22 protein-coding genes and 1 other RNA gene are annotated in these 22,945 nt (G+C 70.6%); 7 read left to right on the top strand and 16 right to left on the bottom strand.

All coding sequences use genetic code 11. The annotated features are described in order from the left end of the window. Positions 1 to 73 precede the first annotated feature (73 nt). The 6 genes from J0911_RS17980 to J0911_RS17955 all read right to left on the bottom strand — a co-directional run bounded on the left by J0911_RS17980 (position 74) and on the right by J0911_RS17955 (position 6,612). Positions 74 to 1,444, bottom strand: a complete 1,371-nt coding sequence (locus tag J0911_RS17980) for a glycoside hydrolase family 10 protein (protein ID WP_207276805.1) — start codon at positions 1,442 to 1,444, stop codon at positions 74 to 76. 123 nt (positions 1,445 to 1,567) lie between these two features. Continuing rightward, positions 1,568 to 2,302 (bottom strand): histidine phosphatase family protein, encoded by a 735-nt coding sequence (locus tag J0911_RS17975; RefSeq protein WP_207276804.1) that lies wholly within the window; start codon positions 2,300 to 2,302, stop codon positions 1,568 to 1,570. Next, positions 2,302 to 3,033: a zinc ribbon domain-containing protein gene (locus J0911_RS17970; RefSeq protein ID WP_207276803.1), complete on the bottom strand. Its 732-nt coding sequence runs from the start codon at positions 3,031 to 3,033 to the stop codon at positions 2,302 to 2,304. Before J0911_RS17970 ends, J0911_RS17975 begins: the two co-directional genes overlap by 1 nt. 123 nt (positions 3,034 to 3,156) lie before the next feature. Further along, a complete protein-coding gene (locus tag J0911_RS17965; RefSeq protein ID WP_207276802.1) occupies positions 3,157 to 4,026 on the bottom strand; it encodes a Nif3-like dinuclear metal center hexameric protein in 870 nt (289 codons plus the stop codon). Between the two features lie 182 nt (positions 4,027 to 4,208). After that, a complete protein-coding gene (locus J0911_RS17960) occupies positions 4,209 to 5,039 on the bottom strand; it encodes a YaaA family protein (protein WP_207276801.1) in 831 nt (276 codons plus the stop codon). 118 nt (positions 5,040 to 5,157) lie between these two features. Next, a complete protein-coding gene (locus tag J0911_RS17955) occupies positions 5,158 to 6,612 on the bottom strand; it encodes an MFS transporter (protein WP_207276800.1) in 1,455 nt (484 codons plus the stop codon). Between the two features lie 87 nt (positions 6,613 to 6,699). On the opposite strand from J0911_RS17955, the gene rnpB reads away from it, so the two are divergent. Continuing rightward, an RNA gene (rnpB, locus tag J0911_RS17950) (RNase P RNA component class A) lies at positions 6,700 to 7,098 on the top strand. Between the two features lie 86 nt (positions 7,099 to 7,184). On the opposite strand, the gene J0911_RS17945 is transcribed toward rnpB, so the two are convergent. The 4 genes from J0911_RS17945 to J0911_RS17930 all read right to left on the bottom strand — a co-directional run bounded on the left by J0911_RS17945 (position 7,185) and on the right by J0911_RS17930 (position 12,391). Continuing rightward, positions 7,185 to 8,063: a nucleotidyl transferase AbiEii/AbiGii toxin family protein gene (locus J0911_RS17945; protein ID WP_207276799.1), complete on the bottom strand. Its 879-nt coding sequence runs from the start codon at positions 8,061 to 8,063 to the stop codon at positions 7,185 to 7,187. Further along, a complete protein-coding gene (locus J0911_RS17940) occupies positions 8,060 to 8,620 on the bottom strand; it encodes a type IV toxin-antitoxin system AbiEi family antitoxin domain-containing protein (RefSeq protein ID WP_207276798.1) in 561 nt (186 codons plus the stop codon). Before J0911_RS17940 ends, J0911_RS17945 begins: the two co-directional genes overlap by 4 nt. 411 nt (positions 8,621 to 9,031) lie before the next feature. Then, entirely contained in the window at positions 9,032 to 10,453 is a 1,422-nt protein-coding gene (locus J0911_RS17935) for an ATP-binding protein (protein ID WP_207276797.1), read from the bottom strand. Positions 10,454 to 10,771: 318 nt separating this feature from the next. Next, on the bottom strand, positions 10,772 to 12,391 hold the full coding sequence (locus tag J0911_RS17930) for an alpha/beta fold hydrolase (RefSeq protein WP_207276796.1): 1,620 nt from the start codon (positions 12,389 to 12,391) through the stop codon (positions 10,772 to 10,774). Positions 12,392 to 12,863: 472 nt separating this feature from the next. Between J0911_RS17930 and J0911_RS17925 the strand changes: the two genes are divergently transcribed. Further along, complete coding sequence (locus J0911_RS17925) at positions 12,864 to 13,313, top strand: MarR family winged helix-turn-helix transcriptional regulator (protein WP_207276795.1); 450 nt, start codon at positions 12,864 to 12,866, stop codon at positions 13,311 to 13,313. Between the two features lie 89 nt (positions 13,314 to 13,402). Here the strand turns inward: J0911_RS17925 and J0911_RS17920 are convergent, their stop codons facing one another. The 5 genes from J0911_RS17920 to J0911_RS17900 all read right to left on the bottom strand — a co-directional run bounded on the left by J0911_RS17920 (position 13,403) and on the right by J0911_RS17900 (position 18,666). Next, complete coding sequence (locus tag J0911_RS17920; protein ID WP_207276794.1) at positions 13,403 to 13,615, bottom strand: ferredoxin; 213 nt, start codon at positions 13,613 to 13,615, stop codon at positions 13,403 to 13,405. Positions 13,616 to 13,635: 20 nt separating this feature from the next. Further along, positions 13,636 to 14,733: a fatty acid desaturase family protein gene (locus tag J0911_RS17915; protein WP_207276793.1), complete on the bottom strand. Its 1,098-nt coding sequence runs from the start codon at positions 14,731 to 14,733 to the stop codon at positions 13,636 to 13,638. Positions 14,734 to 14,839: 106 nt separating this feature from the next. Beyond that, positions 14,840 to 16,342, bottom strand: a complete 1,503-nt coding sequence (locus J0911_RS17910; RefSeq protein ID WP_207276792.1) for an MDR family MFS transporter — start codon at positions 16,340 to 16,342, stop codon at positions 14,840 to 14,842. A 234-nt stretch (positions 16,343 to 16,576) separates the two neighbouring features. Continuing rightward, a complete protein-coding gene (locus tag J0911_RS17905) occupies positions 16,577 to 17,893 on the bottom strand; it encodes an aspartate aminotransferase family protein (RefSeq protein ID WP_207276791.1) in 1,317 nt (438 codons plus the stop codon). An 89-nt stretch (positions 17,894 to 17,982) separates the two neighbouring features. Beyond that, positions 17,983 to 18,666 (bottom strand): alpha/beta fold hydrolase, encoded by a 684-nt coding sequence (locus tag J0911_RS17900; RefSeq protein ID WP_207276790.1) that lies wholly within the window; start codon positions 18,664 to 18,666, stop codon positions 17,983 to 17,985. Between the two features lie 227 nt (positions 18,667 to 18,893). Between J0911_RS17900 and J0911_RS17895 the strand changes: the two genes are divergently transcribed. The 4 genes from J0911_RS17895 (at position 18,894) to J0911_RS17880 (ending at position 21,796) form a co-directional block, all read left to right on the top strand. Next, positions 18,894 to 19,925: an ATP-binding cassette domain-containing protein gene (locus J0911_RS17895; RefSeq protein WP_207276789.1), complete on the top strand. Its 1,032-nt coding sequence runs from the start codon at positions 18,894 to 18,896 to the stop codon at positions 19,923 to 19,925. Beyond that, positions 19,922 to 20,728 (top strand): ABC transporter permease, encoded by an 807-nt coding sequence (locus J0911_RS17890; RefSeq protein WP_207276788.1) that lies wholly within the window; start codon positions 19,922 to 19,924, stop codon positions 20,726 to 20,728. The genes J0911_RS17895 and J0911_RS17890 overlap by 4 nt, the downstream gene beginning before the upstream one ends. A gap of 161 nt (positions 20,729 to 20,889) precedes the next feature. Next, a complete protein-coding gene (locus tag J0911_RS17885; RefSeq protein ID WP_207276787.1) occupies positions 20,890 to 21,207 on the top strand; it encodes a DUF3467 domain-containing protein in 318 nt (105 codons plus the stop codon). A 223-nt stretch (positions 21,208 to 21,430) separates the two neighbouring features. Continuing rightward, positions 21,431 to 21,796, top strand: a complete 366-nt coding sequence (locus J0911_RS17880; protein ID WP_307865154.1) for an STAS domain-containing protein — start codon at positions 21,431 to 21,433, stop codon at positions 21,794 to 21,796. Positions 21,797 to 21,821: 25 nt separating this feature from the next. Here the strand turns inward: J0911_RS17880 and ppgK are convergent, their stop codons facing one another. Further along, positions 21,822 to 22,688 carry a polyphosphate--glucose phosphotransferase gene (gene ppgK / locus J0911_RS17875; RefSeq protein WP_207276785.1) on the bottom strand — a complete coding sequence of 289 codons (867 nt, stop codon included), beginning with the start codon at positions 22,686 to 22,688 and terminating at the stop codon, positions 21,822 to 21,824. Positions 22,689 to 22,742: 54 nt separating this feature from the next. Between ppgK and J0911_RS17870 the strand changes: the two genes are divergently transcribed. After that, positions 22,743 to 22,931, top strand: coding sequence for an SPOR domain-containing protein (locus J0911_RS17870; RefSeq protein ID WP_207276784.1), 189 nt, complete (start codon positions 22,743 to 22,745; stop codon positions 22,929 to 22,931). Positions 22,932 to 22,945 lie beyond the last annotated feature (14 nt).

Raw genomic sequence — 22,945 nt, 5'->3', positions numbered from 1 at the left:
CCGCTCGACAACGGACCGACCTGCACCCGCAACGGACCGACCGCACCGCCCGGTCGGTCAGCCGTGCCGGCGATCAGCTGCCGCAGGCCAGCGATCCGGCAGACGGGGGCGAACCGTTGCCGATGAAGCCGAAGCTCGTGCTCTGGCCGGCCCCGAGGTTGCCGTTCCACGACACGTTGGAGACGGTCGACCCGGACAGGGTGCCGTTCCAGACCTGGCTCACGGAGATCCCTCCGGACAGCGCCACGGACCAACCGCTGATCGCCGAGGATCCGGCCGTCACGGCGACCTCTCCCTGGTAGCCGCCCTGCCACGAGTTCACGATCCGCAGGTCCGCCGAGCAGTCACCGGCGGGGAACGTCGGGTCCTCGGTGGGGTCCTCCGTCGGGTCCTCGGTGGGGTCCGGCGTGCTGGTGCCGCCGTTGAGCGCGTCGAGGACGGCGTGGTACGCCTCCTTCTTGTTGCCGTTCCCGTCGAACAGGAGCGGGGTGCCCTGCGAGCGCCAGGAGTCGCTGTCGCGCACGCCCCAGACGGTGATGCCCTCGCAGCGGGACACCGCGAGGCAGTCCTCCACGACCTTGCGGTAGGTGTCGGCCTGCTGCTGCCCGGAGCCCTCGATGTCGAGCTCGGTGATCTGCACGTCGACGCCGAGGTCGGCGAAGCTCTGCAGCGTGGTGCGGTAGTTGCTCGGGTAGGGGCTGCCCGAGTTGAAGTGGGACTGCAGGCCGATGCAGTCGATCGGCACCCCGCGCTCCTTGAAGTCCCTGACCAGGTTGTAGGCCGCCTGGGTCTTGGCCCAGCTCCAGTTGTCGATGTTGTAGTCGTTGTAGCAGAGCTTGGCGTTCGGGTCGGCGGCGCGGGCGGCCCGGAACGCCGCCTCGATCCAGTCGTTGCCGGTGCGCTGCAGGTTCGAGTCGCGGCGGGCGCCGGTGCCGCCGTCGGCGAACGCCTCGTTCACGACGTCCCAGGCGTAGATCTGGCCGCGGTAGTGGCTCGCCACCTCGGTGACGTGGTTGAGCATCGCCTGGCGCAGCTGGGAGCCCTCCATGTTCTGCATCCAGCCCGGCTGCTGCGAGTGCCAGGCGAGAGTGTGGCCGCGCAGCCGCTTGCCGTTCTGGGTGGCCCAGTTCGCGATCTGGTCGCCGGCGGAGAAGTTGAACTGGCCCTGCTGCGGCTCGGTCGCGTCGAGCTTCATCTCGTTCTCGGCCGTGATCATGTCGAACTCACGGTTCGCGATGGTCTCGTACGCCGACTCCTGGAGCTTGTAGCCGGCGATCGCCGTGCCGAAGTAGCGACCCTGGTCGGCGGCCGCCTCCTGCAGCGTGTCGCCGGCGGCCTGGGCGGATGTCGACATCGCGACACCACCGGCGAGTGCTGTCGCGACCGCGACGGCTCCCGCCACCCAGGCTGCCCGGCGCCGTGGCGGCGCGGTGCGGTGATTCATCTCGTCCTCCTCGTCGAGTGACACGGCCGCGCGGCGCGGCCGTAGCACGAGGATGGATGGAAAACGTTATCGAAGCGAGGTCCCTAAACGGTTAGCGATGTGAGGGCCGCCGTGGACGCGGCCTCACACGTCGGTCGGGAACCCGACCGACGTGATCTCGCTCGCTCCGTCGGCCCACAGCCGCAGCACCGACAGCGAGGCCGGAGGGATACGGATCCGCGACCAGTGCGACGCCGGCGCCCCCATGGCCTGCCCCACGGCCGTCCGGATCTGTGCCGCGTGGCCGACGACGACCACCGTGCGACCCACACCGCCGTCGACCAGCTCCTGCATCCCGTCCCACACACGGGCGCCCACCTGCGCGTACGACTCGCCGCCCGGCGGTACGAACGTGCCGGTGCTGTGCCACAGGTGCAGCTCGCCGGGCCATCCGGCCTCGATCTGCGCGGCCGTCAGACCTTCCCAGTCCCCGAACCGGCATTCGGCGAACTGCTCCCGCACGGTGACCGGGAGGCCGAGCCGCCGTCCGACGGCGCCGGCAGTCTCCTGCGTCCGGACCATCGGGGAGGCGATCACCGACGTCGGTCGCGGCACGTCCGGCCAGAGCCCGCGGCTGTCGCGCCCGATCCGGAACACGGCGTCCGCCGCCTGCGCGGCCTGCGCCCGTCCCCGGGTGGAGAGGGACGGACCGGGCAGGTCCGACCCGGAGTAGGCGCCGATCTCCGTCATCGGCGTCACGCCGTGCCGCACCAGCACCACGGTGAGCGGCAGCGCGCCGTCGAACCGGCTGACCGAACCGGGCGGTCGCACGTGCGTGTCGTAGCCGGGCGCGTGCGCGAGCGGGTCGGTCGTCGCCATCACACCTCCCGTACGAGGATCCGGCCGCACTCCTCGCAGGTCACGACCTGCTCGGGAGCCGCGGCGCGCGCGGCTGCCAGGTCACCGGGATTCAGCTCGAGGCGGCAGCCCTCGCACCGCCCCTCACGGAGCGCGGCGGCCCCGAGACCACCCTGGTGGGCGCGGATCCGGTCGTACATCGTGGTCAGCCCGGCGTCGAGCTGTTCGGCCAGGGAGTTCCGCTCGGCGGTGACCGCTCTGGCCTCGGCGTCGATGTCGGCCCAGCCGGCATCCCGGTCCGCCGCGGCCGCGTCACGGTCCGCGGTGAGCGCGTCGTACGCGGCGGTGACCTTGGTGAGCGCCTCCTCGTGCGCTTCGAGGCGCTCCATGACGTCGAGCTCGATCTCCTCGAGGACGCCCTGCCGCTTCGTGAGCGACGCGATCTCGTCGGTGAGCGCGACGGCGTCCTTGGCCCCGACGGCGCCGGACTCGAGCCGCCGGCGGTCGCGCGCGGCGCGGGCGCGCACCTGTTCGACGTCGGCCTCCGCCTTGGTGAGCTCCCGCTTCAGGTCGGCGACCGCCGTCCGCGACTCGACGAGCGAGCCGTTCAGGTCCTTGATCTGGCTCTCCAGCTCGGCGATCCGGGCCAGCGCCGGGTGGTTCCGCCGGGAGTGCGCGAGCTGCTGGAGGCGCGTGTCCAGGGCCTGGACCTCCAGGAGCCTGCGCTGGTGGTCGGGGGGAGCTGAGGCCATGAGCGGGGATCCTCTCGCAGGACGGGTGGGTCGCGAGGCCGCGCGGGCTGTCGCCGCGGCACCGCCCGGCACGGGCTGTGCGGCGATGCGGGGATACCTACCGGGCGCGACCTCGGGGCAACGCTACCGCGCGACGCCGGTCCACGGGTCCGTCACGATGTCGCTGACCCGCGTCTCCACGGCGGGCAGTTCGTGCGACGCCAGTCCCGCCGCCAGGTCCTCGGCCGCGTACGCGAGCCACGGCCATTCGCTGGCGAAGTGCGCGGTGTCGACCAGGAACGGCGTCCCGCCCGCCTCGGGGCGGCCCTCCGCGAGCGCCTCGAACCGCGCCCGTTCGCGTAGTTCGGAAGCCGGGTGATGGCGCAGGTCGGAGGTGACGTACACGTCGACGTCGGCGGCGCGGACGTCGTCGAACAGCGAGTCGCCGGAGCCGCCGACGACGGCGGCCGTGCGCACGACGGCCTCCGGGGCGCCGGAGAACCGGACGCCCTGGGCGACCGGGGGCAGGGCGTCGGCCACGCGCCTGGCGAAGTCCCGCAGCGTGACGGGGTCGGTGAGGGTGCCGACGCGGCCGATGCCGATCTCGGCGTCCTCGGCCTTGGCCACGAGCGGGCGGCGGTCGCTGATGCCGACGAGATCCGCGAGCGCGTCGGCGACACCTCGCGGCGCGGAGTCGGCGTTGGTGTGGGCGACGTGCAGGGCGCACCCGGACGTGACCAGCCGGTGCACGACGGAGCCCTTGAAGGTGGTGGCGGCCACGGAGTGCGTGCCGCGCAGGAACAGCGGGTGGTGGGTGACGACGAGGTCGGCGCCCCAGTCGAGCGCCTCGTCGACGACGTCGGCCACGGGGTCCACGGCGAACAGCACACGTCGCACCTCGGCCACCGGATCCCCGGCGACCAGCCCGACGGCGTCCCACCCCTCGGCGGTCCCGGGTGGGTAGAGCCCGTCGAGCACGCGGACGACGTCGGCCAGGCTGGGTGCGGAACTCACGTCCGCGAGCCTACTTCCTGCCGGCGGCCGCGGACCGCTGGTGGCGTCCTGCTCCTCCTCGCCGGGTGGTCGGTGGCCGGCGTGGTGACGGCAGGTGCGGCGACCACGCCATCCCGCGGGGGTGGGAGCGCACCCACCCCCGAGAATGGCGTGGTCGCGGGGAAAGGCGACGCCGACCCGCGTCAGCGGAGAACGAGTTCCAGGGTCTGCGGGGCGTTGCGGCGGGGTGCCGGCGTCAGGGTGGCTTCGACGAGGGTCTGGGTTCTGCCGGTGGTGACCTCCGTGAGGATGGTCCGGCCCTCCAGCTCGCGGGCCGCCGCGAGGACCTCGGCGGCCGACGTCGGCTCGCCCGCCCGGCGCAGCAGGTGCCCGGCCAGCACGCCGCGGGTGTGCTTCGCGTTGTGCGAGACGACCGACCGTTGGCCCCCCACCTCGCGGACCACGCGGACGGTGACCCATTGCGCGGAGGCGGACCCGGTCGTGGCCGGTTTCCAGGCGGCCACGTAGGTCGCGGACCGGCAGTCGACGACGACGTCGCCCGCGGCGTGCGGTCCCAGCGCGGCGGCCAGGGCCGGCTTCCACGCCGTGGTCAGCGGGCCGACGTCGGGCAGCGAGGCCCCCATGGAGAGGCGGTAGGCAGGGATGCGGTCATCGGGCGCGACGGCGCCCCACAGGCCGGAGAAGATCCGGACGGTGCGGGCGGCGCGCGACGCCGCCTCGCCGGTAAGGGCGCCGAGGCCGGCCGCGCCGTACAGAACGCCGGTGTAGACGGTCGCGGCGGGGCCGGCGGGCGCGGCCTTGAGCTGTGTGTTGCGGACGACCTCCTCGGCGAGGTTGGGGCTGACTCCGAGGACCTCGGTCGCGTCGCCGCGTGCGGAGACGGCGGCGAGGGCGTCCAGGACGGTCTGGCGCTGCTCGGTCAGCCCGGGGTGGGCGAGCGCGCCGAGGTCGACGGGGCCCGCGTCGTCGGGTGCGGGGGTCTTGCCCTCGGACGGGGGAAGGAGGAGAAGCACCGCACGAGTCTAGGCGGGCGTCGCGCAGGACGCCCGTGTCGCCGGCCCCGCGGTCAGGCGCCGGGGTCGGGCGCCCCGCGGTTCCGGGAGGGCCTCGACGGCGGATGGAGGCCCCAGGTCACGCCTCCGGACGTACCCCGCCGACGGCGAAGCCGCGGGCGAGGGGAATCAGGGCGAGGACCAGGACCAGGGGGAGGGCGAAGCCGATGCGGAGCGACAGGCCGCTGCTGATCAGGCCGGTGACGACGGATCCGAGGAGCGCGCCCACGTAGTTGAGCTGGTTGAAGCGGGCGACGACGACGTCGGCCCGGGCGCGGTCACCGCGCGCGACCCGGCCGGCGGCGGAAAAACTCAACGGCGCGACCGCTCCGAGCCCCAGCCCCGCGGCGAAGAACCCTGCCGTCGCGACCGGCCAGGACGGGGCCAGGACGACGGCGGCGAGCCCGGCGAACGCGATCATCGCGCCCGTGCGCACGATGGCGGGCGCGCCGAACCGGGCGGTCAGTCCGTCGCCGATGAGCCGGACCCCCCAGGTCGCCGCGAGATAGGGCAGGGTCGCGAGCGCGAGCAGCTGTTCGGGAGCGGCCAGGTCGAGGTGGAGGTAGAGCGGCCCCCAGGCCTGGGTGGCGGCGTCGACCAGGTAGAAGATCAGGAAGGCGATGCCGGCAGGAGCGATCGCGGTCCACCGGACGGCGTCGTGGGGGATGCCTGGCGTCGGGGGAGTGTTCGGGGTGGGTGTCGGCATGGTGGCGGACGTGGGGAGCCTGCCGGGAGAGGAGTCCGCGTGGTCGGACAGGCCGGGGACGGTGGCGGGCGCCGGTGCCGTCCCCGGCACGACGGCGGCGTCCGGGGCGCCGCCGGGAAGCAGCCCTGGGGTGTTGCCGGGCAGAAGACCGGGGGTGCTGCCGGGCAGGAATCCGGGCGGTGTGCTGGGCGTGGCTGTCGAGCGGCGGGTCGCGACCGGTGCGGTCGGAGGTGCGGCCGACCCCGGGCCGGCACCGGAGGCGAGGATTTCCCGGCCCTGGTAGGGCGCGAGTGCCGCGAGCAGGGGGACGACGGCGAAGAACACGCCGGCCTCCAGCGGCAGAGTCGCCACCCCGGCGAGGGAGGCTCCCGTCGCGACGAGCCCACCGAGCGTCCACGCGCCCTGCGACGAGGGCAGGACCGGCCGGCCGTAGCGGTGTTCCAGGGTGACCGCCTGCATGTTGGAACCGGCATCGACCATGCCGAGCGCGATCCCGTACAGCACCATCCCCGCGGCGAGCCCTACCAGACTGCCGGTGGCGAACATGAGTGCCAGGGCCGGAACCATGGCCACGAGTCCCGCGCGCAATGCGGCGGCGCTCCCCGCCCCGCGTGCCACCGCCTCGGCGATCGCCGAGCCGACGGCGGCCGCCAGCACCATGCCCAGCAGGAACATCGAGAAGATGCCGGTGTCGAGACCGAACGTGGCGACGATCTTCGGGATGAACAGCGTGGCGCTGACGAAGACGAACCCCTGGGCGAAGAAGGCGGCGAGTACTGCCGCACGGTTCTGGCGGAGGTCGGCGGAAACCGAGGGCAGCGTCGTCATGCGGGGCATCCAACCACTGCGGTGTATCTCCTGAACAGGGGCAGATGCTCGCGACGGTCGCCGCTCGGGTATCCTGGCCTGCGCGGACGAGCCGGTCGGACGGCCGCGTCGTCGGTGGCCCGGGAAACCGGGAGCGTCGGCGCCGAGGAACGTCCGGGCTCCACAGGGCAGGGTGGTGGCTAACGGCCACCCGGGGTGACCCGCGGGAAAGTGCCACAGAAAACAGACCGCCGACGCCGGGTGACCGGCGGCGGTAAGGGTGAAACGGCGGTGTAAGAGACCACCAGCGCCTCTGGTGACAGGGGCGGCTCGGCAAACCCCACCCGGAGCAAGGTCAGACAGGGAGTGTTCGAGGGCTGCCCGCCCGAGCTCCCGGGTAGACCGCTCGAGCCCAGCGGCAACGCTGGGCCTAGATGGATGGCCGTCGCCCGCGCAGGGGTGACCTTGTGCGGGAAACAGAACCCGGCGTATGGGCCGGCTCGTCCGCTCTCCGGGGCCTGACCTGCGTGCTTTGCGGGCAGGGCGGGCGCGTCAGTCTGCAGGCAGTCCGCAAGAGCTTGGCTGAGCGCTCGTCAGTGGGCCGAGTCTGAGGGCCCGTTCCGGATCAATCCGAAGACGGGATCCAGAACCGTTGCGACGCGTTCGATCTGGTCGTCGAGCAACGGCTCGGTGATGTCCTGAAGGCCTTCCTTGCGACGCCAAGCCGCCCACTTCCCCTGGGCGATATCTCCGTAGCCGGCCACGAGCTCGCCGATCGGGGCGAGGTCGACCTTGCGGTAACCAGCCACCGATTCTGCGGCATGGCGCAGCTCGACCTGGTCGATCTCGTGTCGGACGGGAAGTTGGACGATGTCGACGTAGTCGCGCCAGCGAGTGCTCGTCGTGCCTCGTTCGAGGATCGTCACGCCCTTCTCGGCGATCACAGTCTCTGGTCGGTATCCGACGACGGGTATCGGATCGCCGAGGACGCGCGGGATGTGGACGACGTGCGGGGCTGGAACGATCGGATCGCCGGTCGAGACGTCCCATGCGATGGTGCCGCGCCAGGAGGCGAGCGTGACGGGTAGCCGCATCCGTAGGCCCGAGTAGGTCGCATCGTCCCGGATTTGCTGGACGGACATCGCTTCACGGTTGAACTCGATGCCGTCGTCGCTCTCGACGGCGATCACGGCGTCGACGACACGGCTGAGGTGCTCGGCGGTCAGCGGAGCGTCGACGGCCTCCGCGTCGAGGTCGCGGGTCGGGCGGCGCACGTCGTATGCGGTGAGCAGTACGCCGCCTTTGAGGACGAATGAGGGGGCGTGGTCGGTCTGTGTGAGCCGGTGCAGGAACGACTCCAGTGCGTGGCGGGTGAGTAGCTCGCCGGTGGCGACAGGTTTTCCTGTGTGGGCTGCCTGGCTTCGGGCCTGGCCTTGGATCGCCCGGTAGACGGCGAGGGCGTCGGTCGTCATGCAAGTGCCTCCAGGGCTTGGCGGAGTGGTCCTGTGCTGCGTGGGATCTGCTGGGCGGTCCGCAGGATCTCGGCGGGTTTGCCGCCGCGACGGAGCCACTCGCGCAGGGCGTCGCGTCCGATCTCGTACCCCGTGGCGGCGCGGAGCCGGAAGGCGTCGACGATCGACCGCTGTGCGTCGTACAGCCCGATCCGTAAGGTCGAGCCGGGAACCGGGATCGTCGTTCGTCCGACGTCGAAGGTAGCTGTATCGAACAGGTGCCAGGCGATCGCCGAGTCCGTCGCCGGTCGGCGCGCACCACGCCGCAGCGCGACGTCGAGCACTGTCGGAATGGTGTCGGTCAGGTCGTGGTACGCGAGGGCGGACGCCAGGCAGATCGTTGCGTCTTGCCTTCGGGCGGCGGCTTCGATCCATTCCCACTCGCCCGGTTCGGCGTCCGCTGCACGATAGAGCCCGCGTGCGATCCGCTCGAAGCGTCCGTCCCGGACGGCGCGGTACAGGCCGCTCCGGGACAGGTCTGCCTGCCCGGCAGCGGCAGGGCGTAGCGGGTCGGTCATGGAGCTCCTCTCGGAAGGTCGCCAAACGGTCTGGTACGAATCGTGTACAGATAATTCTATCTGTTGACGCTTCGTTCCGCCCGGCAGGTGGCGGCTTCCGACTGTGTTGGCAAGTCGCCACCGTCCATCCGACCGAGGGGTCGCGTTCACCGGGATGCGGGCCTGATCGTTGCCAGACTCCCGTGCGAGTCCGCACACAGTCCGCAAGAGGTCCACGAATCGCCGTCGGACTCCAACCACACCATCGGCCGGGATCGCTGGAATTCCAACGATCCCGGCCGATGCAATGTCCAGCTATACCCCCGCGTTTCCCCAGCAGCACTTACCCGGCGCATGGGCCGGCTCGTCCGCTCTTGACGGCCTGACCGCAGCAGACGCCGTGCCGACCAGCTCTCTCGAGCATTCAGGTCCCTACTCGTCCCAGGCGGTGAGCAGGCGGTCAGGCCCGATGATCGTCAGCCCGTCGAGCGACGCCTCGCTGCGGGACACCGCCACGAGTGGGGTCTCGTCCGTGGCTCCCGGCAACTGCGAGCGATGAACGACGAGTCGCGTGGCGTCACGGTGATCGAACGGCCGGTTCTCCAGCCACTTGATCGAGCCTACGAACGTCAGAGTCTTGGCGATCGGCTCGCGGTCGGCTCCGACCAGGTCGATCTCGGGGTCGTTGGTCCGCGTCCAGTAGCCCCCCACGACGTTGGTTCCGGGTGCGATCTCGTCATCCGCGAATCGCCAGAGCGCATCGCGGATCACGGGCTCGATCGCCCTGCCGCGCCAGGTCGTCCACTGCTTTCGCACGGTTTCGAACACTCGGTCACCACGTCCGCGTTCGATCTGAGCGATCCCGGGTTGGACGAAGGACAGCCAGAACCGGAGGTACGGGTCGTCGATCCAGTAGCGGGTCTCCTTGCTAGGCCTCGTCGACAGCGGCGTTCGAGCCACGACGGCGCGACGCTCGACGAGAAGCCGCAGCGATCGGTTCAAGACGTTCGGTCCGATGCCGGACGCTCGCGCGATCAGTGAGTAGGTGCGCTCGCCATGTCCGATAGCCGAGAGGATCGATCTCGCCTGGGCTTCGGTGGGGAACTCGGCGGCCAGCGTGCGCTCACCGCTCACGAGGAGTGCCGACGTGGGGTCATGCAGCCCACGTTCCAGGTAGTTCCACAGCCCTTCTCCCGTGTCCCACTCGGTCAGGAGGAGAGGCAGCCCACCCGTCACAAGGTACGCATCGAACGCGTCTGCGGCCTGGAGGCCAAGCATCGACGCGACGTCGGAGGGCGTCAGAGGTGGAACGATCAGCTCCGTACCGCGCTGGTAGAAGGGGCGTCCATGGGTATTGAGGCGTTCCATCATTGCGGTGTCGGACCCGATCAGCAGTAGCAGGACCGGCAGCTTCGACAGCGTTCTGTCGAATGCTTTCTGGAGGGCGCCCTCGAACGCTGGGTCGTCACGGACGAGGTAGGGGAGCTCATCGATCACGACGACGCTCGGCGAGTCCTGTGGCAATACCGACGCCAGGACACGGAACGCCGCGTCCCAGGTGGTGGGGTCAGCGAAGTCCGCAGCGGACGCGCTCTCCGGGAGATCTGAGGTGATGACTTCTTGGACGAAGCCCACCAGGTCCTCGTCCCGATTGCCGCCGACCGCGGTGAAGAAGACGTGCGGTACGCCGGCCCGCTCGACGAACTGCTCCACGAGGCGTGACTTGCCGACGCGCCGTCGTCCACGGATCAGTACTGCTTGGCCAGCAGGTCCCCGCCTGCTGGCACGCACCTTGCTGAGCTTGCCATCAAGGATGGCGAGCTCCCGTTCGCGACCGATGAACCCGTCCATCATGCTCCAGATACTCTCGTTGGTGAGAGTCTCATCGGAGAGACTCTCACCAACGAGAGTATCTCTCCGATCGCTTCGCGCAACCAGGCCCGCCGGCGCTGCGCCTACGGGCTGCTCTCAAGCATGCAGGCCTACCCGTCCCAGGCCGTGAGCAGGCTGTCGGGCCGAGGTGCTCGTTCGCGAGGATGGCAGCCTGGGCGAGGAACCGAGAATGCCGCACAACGCAGCGGGACCCCCTGACGCGGCCATACGTCGCCCCGGAACCCGAGGGCGGCGTATGGCCGTCAGTGAAGCAGCGCGGGAGTCCTCACCGCACTCGTCTCAGAAACCCGCGAACCGCAGCTCCTGCAGGCCCTGCTGCTCGCTCTCAGGCGCCGCCGAGTCGAACGGCTGGGCTGCCTCGCACGTGGCGCCGTCCGTGGCGGTCAGGGTCACCAGGTAGTCCGCGATCGCCGCGTGGGCGCACGGGCTGCCCACGTTGGGGCTCGTGTGGCCGTACCCCTCGATCGTGAGGGTGCGGGCGTCCGGCCACAGCGACGCGTACGGCGCGGTGTGGTCGTAGTGGGTGGCCGGGTCGAAGCGGGTGCCGATGACCAGTACCGGAGCGTCGACGGACTGGTGCCATGGTCCGGTCCACGCGTCCTCGTCCTGGAGGGGCATGGAAGCACACAGGACGCCGAGCCAGCCGCGGGCGAGCCCGAAGTGCGGGTACCGCTCGTTGAGCTGGGCGACCTTGCGGGGGTAGGCCCAGGGGTTGCGCGGCGTCCGGACGTCGGCGCAGAAGGTCGCGTACTGGGTGCCGATCGAGGGGTAGTCCTCGACGCGCCTGTGGAACCGGGACAGATCCAGGTCCGGGGCAGCGGCGCGGGAGCGGGCGGTCCCCACGAGTCCGAGCTCGGTGGCGAGGTACGTGTACATGTCGGCGATGGCGGCGTAACCGGCCACACCGTACAGGTTGAAGAACGTGTCGAGGACGAGGCTGGTGTACGTGTAGGTGAAGGTCTCCCCGTCGCCGATCGGCACCTCGACGGGCGTCTTCTGCACCTCGGTGAGCACCTGCTCCGCGATCTCGGCGGGGTCGCCGAGCGACGCCGTCGAGCAATCCGCCGGGCCGGCCTTCTCGCACAGACGCCACAGCTCGCCGAACGCCTCGTGGGCGCCGCGCGGCTGGAGCAGCCGCGCGTTCACCAGTTCGTCGCTGCCCACGCCGGACCACTCGCGCGGGTCGAGCGGGCCGTCCAGCACCATCGCGCGCACGGAGTCGGGGAAGAGCATGCCGTACGTGGCGCCGAGGATCGTGCCGTACGAGTAGCCGACGTAGGTGAGCTCGTCGTCGCCCACCGCCTGCCGCAGCACGTCCATGTCACGTGCCACGTTCGCCGACGACGCCGTGGAGAACCGGTCCGGTGACGTCGTGGTGCAGGCGAATCCGAGCTGCGCCGTCTCGAGGATGTACCGCGTCTCCTCCCACCGGGTCGTCGGGAGCTCGGCGAGCATTCTCGACGTCGCCTCGATCTCGCTCTCCTCGTCCGGGTAGCAGGTCGCCGGGTCCGACTGCCCGACCCCCCGCGGGTCGAACGACACGATGTCGAACCGCTCGCGGACGGACGGCTCGAACAACTGCTGCCCGAGCAGGTGCAGTGTGGACACCCCCTCGCCGCCGGGGCCGCCGAAGTTCACGAACACGCTGCCGATCCGGTTCGCCGGGTCCGTCGCGGGCAGGCGGGTCACGGCGACCGTCGTCGTCGGGCCGTGCGGGCGGTCGTAGTCGCTGGGGACCTCCACGGAGGCGCAGTCGAACGCCGCGGCGCCGTCGCAGGCGTCCCAGGCGATCTCGGGCACCTGGACGGCGTCTCGCGACGCGGTCGAGGGGGTGCTGGGGTCATCGGCCTGAGCCACGGCGGGAAGCGCCGTCGTACACAGGAGAAGGGAGGTCGCCAAGGCGACCGCTCGTACCGTTCGTCTCGTCGTCACCATGTCCTCCACCCAAGCATCGCCGCTGGTGGGGGACAATAAACCGCTCGGCTGATCTTCTCTCCGCCGCGAGGTGGAGATTCCCTTCCGGGGGTCCGTCCGAGGGTGGGCCCCATGGTTTCCCCGGCGGGCACCGCCGTGCTGCTGCAGCGGTGACGTGCCGCCGACCGGTGCGCGGGTTCGGCTCTCCACCGTGTGAGTTCCGATCGTGCCAGGGCTGCGACCGTGTGTCCGTCGGCGCGCAGTCGGCGGATCAGGGGCTTGTCCACGACGTCGCGTCCGCCGGCCAGGAAGATGTGCGTGGAAGACTCCTCGTTGTCGAGGGCGATGCTCGCCGCGGGCGTATCGCGGGGATGCGTCGGGCGCGATGCATCCATGTCAATGGATTGACGCCAATGCATACTGGTGTCAAGGGAAGTACTGGAGGAGAGGCTTCGTCATGCCAGACCGACCCGACGGACAGAAGGCCGGACCGACGGCCGTCGAGCTCGCCGACACGTTCGGGCGCGTCGCCAAGATCCTCGCCCGCGAGTTCGACGACCGACTCGGCGAGGTCGGCGTGTCCTTCCCACGGGCGCGTGTCCTGGTGGAGGTCAACCGGTCCGGCCCGATCCGCGTCACCGATGTGGCCGCGGCCGTCGGCATCGCACAGGGCACGGCGTCGACACTGCTCGAGGCTCTCGTCCGGGACGGGCTCGTCGAGCGTTCCCAGGATCCCGCCGACCGGCGGGTGACCCAGATGATCGCCACGTCCGAGGGCGCGCGACAGGCGGAGACCTGGCTGCGTGCCTACCAGGCGGCCGCCGAGGATCTGTTCGCCCCGCTACCGCACTCTCGCTGGTCCGAACTCATCGACCTCATGACGGCTCTCGACGGTCGGGCTCACTAGGCGGTCCGGGCGGTTCGGGTGACGGGGGAGGCGAGCGGGACCGCCCCCGGACCACGACACGTTCGTCGTGCTCACCGGCGGCAGCGAGACTACTCCGAGCCCTCGGATTCCTCGAGGTGGATCGTCGCTGACGGGCACAGGCCCTCGGCCTCGCGGGCGGACGGCCACTCGGACTCGGGCGGGTTCTCGTCGATCACGCTGACGAAACCGCCGTCGGCCTCCCGGTTCGCGAACACTCGCGGTGCCGTCTGACTGCAGTTGCCGGAGGCGATGCAGGTGGTCGGGTCGATGGTGACTCTCATGGGCATGCGTCCTCCATGCTTCAGCCGCGGTACCGGCGGACGAGTGGACAGGTGTAGGGGTCGCGGTGCTTGAGCCCGACCTGGTTCAGGTAGGCGATGATCGTCCGGAATGCCTCGCCGAGCGATGTCTCCGTGTACGGAATGTCGTTCTCGGCGCAGTACCTGCGGACGACCTTTCGCAGCGCGGGCAGGTTGGGCCGGGGCGCCATCGGGAACAGGTGATGCTCCACCTGGTACTCCAGCCCGCCCATGAAGAAATGCACCAGCGGTCCGCCCCGGACGTTGCGTGACATGTAGATCTGCCGGCGCAGGAAGTCGATGTCGGCGTCGTGCGGGACGGTGGGCATCCCTATGTGGTTGGGGGAGAACGCGCCGCCCAGCAGGAACCCGAACACGGCGACCTGGACGGCGACGAAGGCGGCCGCCATTCCCGGCGGCAGGACGATGAACAGGAAGGCGAGGTACCCGACCACCCGGACCCCGACGAAGAGGATCTCCGTCCAGCGGCGAGTGACCCCCTTGCCCGTGAGGATGGTCCTGATCGAGCTGACGTGCAGGGAGAATCCCTCGAACAACAGCAGCGGCAGGAAGTAGTAGCCCTGGTACCGGGCGAGCCTCGCCGCCACGCCGGTGCGGCGGTCGGTGCTGTCCGGAGTGAAGGAAAGAACGCGGGACCGGACGTCAGGGTCCTTCCGCTCCTTGTTCGGGTTCGCGTGATGCAGCCCGTGCTTACCCACCCACCATTCGTAGCTGATCCCGTTGAGCAGCCCCGCGATCACGCGAGCCGTCCACTCGTTCCAGCCCTGGGACGCGAAGATCTGCCGGTGTGCCGCTTCGTGGCCGATGAACGCGAGCTGAGACATGGTCACGCCGAGCAGGGCCGCCAGGAGAAGCTGGAACCACGTGTCGCCCAGCATGGCTACGGCGACGAGGATCGCCACCGTGGCCAGCGTCCAGAACAGCATCATCGTCCAGTAGAAGCCGTATCGGCGGCGCATCAGGCCGGCGTCGTTGGCTCGTGCCGTCAGCTGATGGAAGGCTTCTGCGTACCGGTTGCCGGGAATGGTGACCCCCAGATGTCGGCGTGGTTCGGGCAGATCGAGCGGGCCGAAGCGCATTTCGCGTCGACAGCAGCGGTGGGCGGCTGCTTACCGAGTGATGCTAAACAGGGGTGGATTCGCTCGCCAACGCGCTCTCACCTGGTCGTGGTTGCCATCAGGACGATCAGCCGGAGGTCGCACTTCGGACGCTTGCTCCGTGCCGGGGGAGGAACAGCGCGGGAACGACGATCACCGCCGTGCACGCGAACGTGATCCAGAACGCGACGCCGAACGCGTCCGCCATGAGCGGCCCCGCGGCTGCCATCGCCGCCGGCGGCAACGTGCTGAACCCCTCGGCCCCGCCGTCCGGTCCCTGGGTGCCCTGGGCGGCGAGCAGCGCACCGAACCGCTGGGTCAGCGCGGCCACCAGCACGGCGCTGCCGAGGGAGGCGCCCAGTTGCTGCATGGCGGACAGGGTCGGTGCGGCGCGCGTGACGACGTCCTCGCCCAGCCGCGTGTAGGCGGCGGCGATCGCCGGCATCATCACCGCACCGAGTCCCACGCCTCGCACGAACAGGGCCACGCTCAGCCAGGCATAGGACGTGTCGACGCCGATCCCGGTGAACGGCAGCGTGCCGAGCAGCGCGAGCGCGATGCCGGCGAGGACCACGTAGCCGGCTCCGAACCGGTCGCTCAGCCGGCCGCCGACCACCATCGCGACCACCGCGCCCACGCCCTGGGGGGCCAGCAGCAGGCCGGCGGTGAGCGGGCCCTCGTCGCGGACCGTCTGGTAGTACAGCGCCAGCAGCAGCATGCCGCCGAACATCGCGCCGGCCACGAGGAAGACGGCGACCGTTCCCGCGGCGAATCGCCTGTCGGTGAACAGGCGTACATCGATGATCGACGCGGTGCCCTGGCGCAGGCTGTGCCACGCGTACAGCGTCAGTGCCGTGCCGCCGCCGAGGAGCCAGCCGAGCACGTCCCACGCGCCGAAGCCACCCTGGGAGTCGGCGCGGGAGAGGCCGTAGAGCAGTGCGGCGAGGCCCGCCGAGAGCAGGACGAGGCCGCGCACGTCGAGACGGCCGGCGTCGGCGCGGGCGCCGCCGTCGGGCAGCTTCCAGAAAGCGAGTCCGATCGCGAGAATGCCGACGGGAACGTTGACGATGAAGATCCACTGCCAGTTCGCGTACTCCACCAGCAGGCCGCCGACGACGGGCCCCAGCACAGGGCCCAGGAGCATGGGGATTCCCAGGATGCTCATGGCGCGTCCCAGCCGCCGCGGCCCCGCGGCCTTCGTAATGATGGCCTGTCCGGCGGGCAGGAGCATGCCCCCGCCGAGGCCCTGGAGGATGCGGAACGCGACCAGGCTCTCGACGCTCCAGGCGGCGGCGCACAGGGCCGAACCGGCGACGAACAGGCTCACCGAGGTGATCCACGTGGTCCTCGGGCCGAATCTGTCCATCGCCCAGCCGGTCAGGGGGATGACGAGGGCGACGGCGAGCAGGTAGCCCGTGACGACCCACTGCGTGGTGGACAGCGGAGCACCCAGGTCGGTGCTCAGCGAGTCCAGGGCGACGTTCACGATGGTGGTGTCGAGGACCACCATGATCATGCCCGCGACCACGACGAGTCCGGTGACGATGACGGTGCGGTCGAGCTTGTCGGGGTGGGAAGTGGCGCTGGGCATGCTGCTCCTGTGCGTGCGCGGTCGGCCAGGGGTCTCGGCCGGATCGGGGGGGCACGAGGACGATACAGGGGAGCGATCGGTCTCCTGGTGGCCGCCGCGACACCGTTCGTCGCGTTCGTCTCCGGCTTGCCGGTGATCGTTCCCGTCGCGCCCGAACCGGCGCACGACTGGGTCTGGTTCACGGTGACTTTCGGGGTTCCGTGCTCGGGTTCGTGCTCGTCGCCCGAGGGGACGTCAGGTCCGGGGGCTGCCCGGCGTGGAGAGCACCGACGCGATCGACTTCTCGAGAAGGTCCACACCCGCGTGGAGGTCGTCCTCGCCGATCGTCAGCGGCGGGGCGATCCGGAAGATGCCTCCCATGCCCGGCAGCTGGACGATGTTCAGGTGCAGCCCGTGCTCCAGGCAGGCCGACGTGACGGCCTTGCCGAGTGCGTCGGCGGGGGCCTTGCTCTCCTTGTCGCGCACCAGCTCGATGCCCTGGAGGAGCCCACGGCCTCGTACGTCGCCCACGACCTCGAACTCGTCGCGCAGGGCGAGCAGCCGTTCGGTGAGCTGTTCGCCCAGGCTCGCGGCCCGTGCGACGAGGCCGTCCCGCTCGATGACGTCGAGAACGGTGAGCGCGACGGACGCCGCCAGCGGGTCGGAGACGTGCGTGGTGTAGAAGAGGAAGTGCCGGTCGTGGCAGACCTGTTCGATCTCGGCGCTCGTGAGGACGGCGGCCACCGGAAGCCCGGCCCCGAGCGTCTTCGACAGGGTCAGGATGTCGGGCGCGACGCCGTCCCGCTCGAACGCGTACATCGCGCCGGTGCGCCCCAGGCCGGTCTGCGCCTCGTCGAGGACGAGCAGCATGCCACGCTCCTCGCACAGGTGCTTGAGGCGCCGCAGGTAGCCGCGCGGCAAATCGATGATCCCGCCGGAGGACAGGATCGGCTCGACGAGGCAGGCGGCGAGACTGCCGGCCGACTGCTGGTCGACGAGCGCGAAGCCGTACTCGAGCTCGGCCTCCCAGTCGTAGGACCCGTCAGCCCTCCGGAAGGGCGACCGGTAGGCGTTCGGTGACGGCAGGGCCAGGTTCCCGGGCATCGGGGGGCCGTAGCCGTGCCGTCCGGCGGAGAACGTGGCCGACGCGGCCCCTTGCGTCATCCCGTGCCACGACCTGTCGAACGAGACGATCTCGTAGCGGCCGGTGTACAGCTTGGCCATCTTGAGCGCCGCCTCGTTCGCCTCGGCGCCGGTGGTGAGCAGGAGCATCTTGCCCAGCGTGGCGGGCAGGGTCGAGGCGAGGCGCCTTCCCAGTTCCAGGACCGGAGCGCTGAGCATGCCGCTGAAGAGGTGGTCCAGCGACGCCACCGCCGTCGACACCGTGGACACGATGTCCGGGTGGGCGTGGCCGAGGATGGAACTCATCTGCCCCGACGTGAAGTCCAGGATCTTCCTGCCCTGGTGGTCGAATACGTGCGCCCCGGAGGCGCGTTCGATCAGGCGGGGAGAGAAACTCGCCCCGTAGCGGATGAGCAGCCGGTCGGCCTCGTCCAGGAATGCCGTGTCCATCGCCGTCCCTCTCACTGGTGCCACCGCGCAACGCGCCTGTCTGCCGAGACCCTAGTGGCGGGCGGTCCTCGAACCCAGGCTCTCCTCGATCACAGGCCTTCCGCCACGTGGGCCAGGAGCGCGGCCAGCTCGGCCGGCCTCGTGAACATCGGCCAGTGGCCCGAGTCGATGTCGACGTACTCGAGGCGCCGTGTCCTGGCGAGCTCAGGCATCTGGCCGGCCTCGAGCCACTCCTTCGCCTGACCGGGCGTGAACTCCGGGCACACCAGCGTGACCGGGACGTCGAACCGGCGCTCGTCGGTCAGGCGGACGACGCCGCGCGACACCCCCTCCGGTACGGGCACGGCACGCGCGGAGAACGACGCCTTCGCCTCCTCGTCGAGGTCCGCGGAGTCCGGGCCTTCGAACGCGTGCCAGCCCGGGAACGGCATGACGCCGTCCTCGACGTCGAAGAAGTCCGCGTAGAGATCGCCGTCGCTGCCGGGCATGCCGCCGACGAGCGCCACGCCGGCGACGGCGTCCGGCCGTGCGTCGGCCGCCAGCCAGGCCAGCGTGCAGGCGGCGGAGTGGCCGACGACCAGAGGCCTGTCCGCGGCGTCCACCGCCGTCAGCACGGCGGCGACCTGGTCGTCCAGCGTGGCCGACGTCGACCCGTCGCCCTGCCCGGGCAGCGCGACCGGGACGGGGCGATGACCCTGCTCTCTCATCGCGGAAGCGACGGCGTCCCACGCGGACGCGTCGAGCCAGAGGCCTCCGATCAGCAGGATGTCCATGGTGGTGCCCCAATCTCGAGTGAACGACCCGGCGCCGTGCGAGGTCGGTCCCACAGTACGAGGGGTGTCCGACACTCCCTCGTCCGGGCCTCGGGGCCCGTCGCGGGGAGCCCCCGACCGGACGTCGACGCCGCTCCGGGACCCGCCCCACCGCCCGCCCGCACCGTCCGGCCGAAACCGATTGAGCGCGGGCTCCGATGGTGGAACAGTGGCACCGGAGGTGCACCATGTCCCCATCCCTCGCCGTCGAGGCCCACGGCCTCGTCAAACACTTCGCCGGCCGGAAGACGGTCACCAAGGCGGTCGACGGGATCGATCTCGCGATCACCGAGGGCACCGTCTTCGGTTTGCTCGGCCCCAACGGAGCCGGGAAGACCACCGTCGTGCACATGCTCGCCACGCTGCTGCGGCCGGACGCCGGCACCGCGCGGGTGCTCGGCCACGACGTCGTCCGTGACGCCGACGCCGTGCGTTCCGCCGTCGGGCTCACGGGGCAGTACGCCTCGGTGGACGAGGATCTGACCGGTACGGAGAACCTGCTCATGCTCGCCCGGCTCTACGGGTTCCGGCCGGCTGCGGCACGGCGTCGTGTGCACGGGTTGCTGGAGGCGTTCGACCTGGCCGACGCCGGTGCCCGGCAGGTCAAGACCTACTCGGGCGGGATGCGCCGGCGGATCGACCTGGCTGCCTCTCTCGTGCTCGCCCCGCGCGTGCTGTTCCTGGACGAGCCGACGACCGGCCTGGATCCACGCAGCCGCAACCAGGTGTGGGACATCGTCCGCGTGCTCGTCGACGACGGCACCACCGTTCTCCTGACCACCCAGTACCTCGACGAGGCGGACCAGCTCGCGGACCGGATCGCCGTGATCGACCACGGCCGCAGCATCGCGGAGGGCACCGCGAGCGAGCTCAAGCGATCCGTCGGCGAGGGCGCGGTGCACCTGCGGGTGGCCGAGGTGGCGGACCGCGCCAAGGCGGCCGAGATCACCGAGCGTCTGCTCGGCGCCGACGTCGTGCTGGGTTCCGACCCGCACGCCCTGTCGGCCCGCGTTCCCGACGAGGGAGCCGACGCCGTCGTGGGCCTGCTGCCCGCCCTCGCCGACGCCGGCATCGTCGTCCCCGAGTTCAGCCTCGGCCAGCCCAGCCTCGACGAGGTCTTCCTCGCCCTGACCGGCCAGCCCCTGCCCGACGACGAGCCCGGCTCGGACGGCTCGTCCGCCGCACCGGGCCGGCGCGAGACCTCGGAGGCACCCCGATGACCACCACCCTGCGCGACGCCGTCGCCCTGACCGAACGCCCGCCCCGTCCGTCGCCCGTGTCGACCACTCTCACGTTCGGCCGGCGGGCGCTGCTGAAGATCAAGCACGTGCCCGAACAGCTCTTCGACGTGCTCGTCTCACCGATCATCTTCACGCTGATGTTCACCTACCTGTTCGGCGGCGCGCTGGCGGGCTCCACGCAGGCGTACATCCAGTTCCTGCTGCCGGGCATCCTGGTGCAGACGATCCTGTTCGTGACCATCTACACCGGTTACACCCTCAACACCGACATCTCCAAGGGCGTGTTCGACCGCTTCCGCTCGTTGCCGATCTGGCGGCCGTCGCCGGTCGTGGGCGCCCTGCTGGGGGACACCGTGCGCTACACCGTCGCCGCGGTCATCACGATCGGCCTGGGCCTGATCCTCGGCTTCCGGCGCGCCGGAGGCGTGCTGGGCGTCCTTCTCGGCGTGCTGCTGCTCCTGGTGTTCGCCTTCGCGCTGAGCTGGACCTTCATCATCCTCGGCCTGCTCGTCCGGTCGCCCAACGCGGTGATGGGCATCTCGATGATCGTGCTGATGCCGCTCACGTTCGCGTCGAACGTCTTCGTCGACCCGGCCACGATGCCCTCGGGCCTGCGTGCGTTCGTGGACGTCAACCCGGTCAGTCATCTGGTGACCGCGGTACGCGGGCTCATGGCCGGCCGCCCCGACGCGGCGGAGATCGTCTGGGTGCTCGTCGCGTCGGTCGTCCTCACCGCGGTGCTGGGCCCCGTCGCGATGCGGATCTACCGTCGCAAGACCTGACCGTTCGTGCCCGCGCCGCCGGCAGGACGAGCGGCGAGGCCGGCCGGCGGGCGCATCGCCCATGGCGCTCCGGGGCGAACACGCTGTACCGTCTGGAGCCCGGAACCCGCGCTCGCGCGACGCCGGACTGCCGCTCATCCGCCCTTCCTCGAGGAGACGACGTGTCGTCCGACGACCTGCCGCAGGAGTTCCAGATCGATGTGCCGGACGAGATGGAGACCGGCGTCCCCGCCGACTTCGCGTCGGTCTGGCACACACCGACATCATTCGTCCTCGACTTCATCGCGGTGAAGCAGCCGCCCAGTCCGCAGAATGATCCGGATACGGGTGAAGTGCGCAATGTCGTCGTTCCGGGAAAGGTCGCCTCACGCGTGCGGATCCCGCCGCAGCAGGTCTTCGAGCTCGCCAAGGCCCTGACCATGCAGCTCGACGCCTGGGAGAAGGAGACCTCCGGGGCCAAGCGCCCTAGTGATCAATAGTTCGTTCGGGCGGTGTCGCAATTCTTATTGAACTTCGGTCAGGTAAAGTGCCGTCATTTGATCGAAGAAAATCGCCTTCACCTGTTCCGTTCGCAATGCGCGCCACGTAGGATGCGGAATATCGCCACGATGGTGTGGCGGGATCCAGGGTCGACCGGGGGGTCGGTCGGCCACGGAATGCCGGTGAGACTCCGGCATGCGCGTGAACAGGGGCGATGAGCAAGTGAAAGATCTGAACCAGCTGTCGGGAGCCGGGTCGATCCTTGTCGAGGAAAGAACCGAGGCCACCGTCGTGAAGATGTCCGGCGAGATCGATATCTCGTTGCGCAGTCAGACCGGCGCCGCACTGCGCCAGGTTCTCGACCGATCGAGGCCTGTCGTCGTCGACACGTCGGGCGTGACGTTCATGGACTCGACCGGGGCTGCCTTCCTGGCGCAGCTTCGGATGTTCGGCTCCGAGGACGGCATCTGCGTGAGCCTGGCGGAGCCGTCGGCGGTGGTGCGCAACCTCCTCGAGATGCTCGGCGTGGACGCGATGTTCCGCGACCCGATGCGGCCCGCCGCGGCCGGCGCGGGCCCGGCCGTCTGACGGTCCGGTCGGCGGCAGGGCCGGGTCAGTCCACGGTGCCGACTGTCGGGGCCGTGCCGTCCACGGCCGTGCCCAGCGCCGGTGAGCCGTTCACGGCCGTGCCCTCCGTGGGCGTGCCGCCCGCCGCGAGTGCCGCGAGCGCCGCGCTGTCCGCCGCGAGCGCCGCGGCCCCCACGATCCCGGCCGCGTTGCGCAGCTGTGCCGCGACGACGGGTGCGCGCAGGTGGAGCTTGGGCAGGAACTTGTCGTGCTTCTTGCTGACGCCGCCTCCGACGACGATCAGGTCGGGGGAGAGCAGGTCCTCGACGACGGCGAAGTAGCGCTGAAGCCGCTCGGCCCACTCGTCCCAGGAGAGGTTCTCGCGTTCGCGTGCGGATTCGGCGGCTCGCTTCTCGGCGTCGTACCCGTCGATCTCGAGGTGACCGAGTTCGGTGTTGGGCAGGAGCGCGCCGTCGACGAACAGTGCCGACCCGATGCCGGTGCCGAGGGTGCTGACCAGGACGACGCCGTCGGTCTCGCGGGCCGCGCCGTAGCGCAGCTCGCCGATGCCGGCGGCGTCGGCGTCGTTCACGGCGATGGCGTGGCGCCCGGTGGCACGGTGGACGAGGGCGGGGATGTCGACGCCGGCCCAGGACGCGTCCAGGTTGGCGATGAACCGGACCGTGCCGTGGTGGATGGGGCCCGGGAAGGCGACGCCGATGGGCGCGTCGGCGGGCAGGTCGTAGGTGTCGACGAGTTCGAGGAGCACCGCCGCGACGGCCTCGGGGGTGGAGGGGTCCGGGGTCGGGATCCGGGTGCGTTCCTCGGCGAACTCGCCGGTGGCGAGGTCGACGGGGGCACCTTTGATGCCCGAACCGCCGATGTCGATGCCGAACGCGATCTTCTTGCTCATGGCTGGCGAACTCCTGGCGCTTTCATCGGGACGTCGCTGTGTCAGGATCGTCTCATGGGCGGTGAGGAGAAGTACTGGTACAACACGAAGACGGGCGAGGTCGAGCAGGGGCACCGTTCGTCCTGGACGCACCTGATGGGCCCGTACGCGACCCGTGCGGAGGCCGAGCGCGCACTGGAGCGTGCCCGGTCTCGCAACGACGCGTGGGAGGACGAGGACGACGCCTGGCGCCGGGAGGAGTAGGCCCGCGCGCCGGG

It is taken from the genome of Myceligenerans salitolerans, assembly GCF_017349295.1.
Lineage (GTDB): Bacteria > Actinomycetota > Actinomycetes > Actinomycetales > Cellulomonadaceae > Myceligenerans > Myceligenerans salitolerans.
Note: the sequence above shows the minus strand (reverse complement) of the source record. Positions and strands in the feature narration are given on the sequence as shown.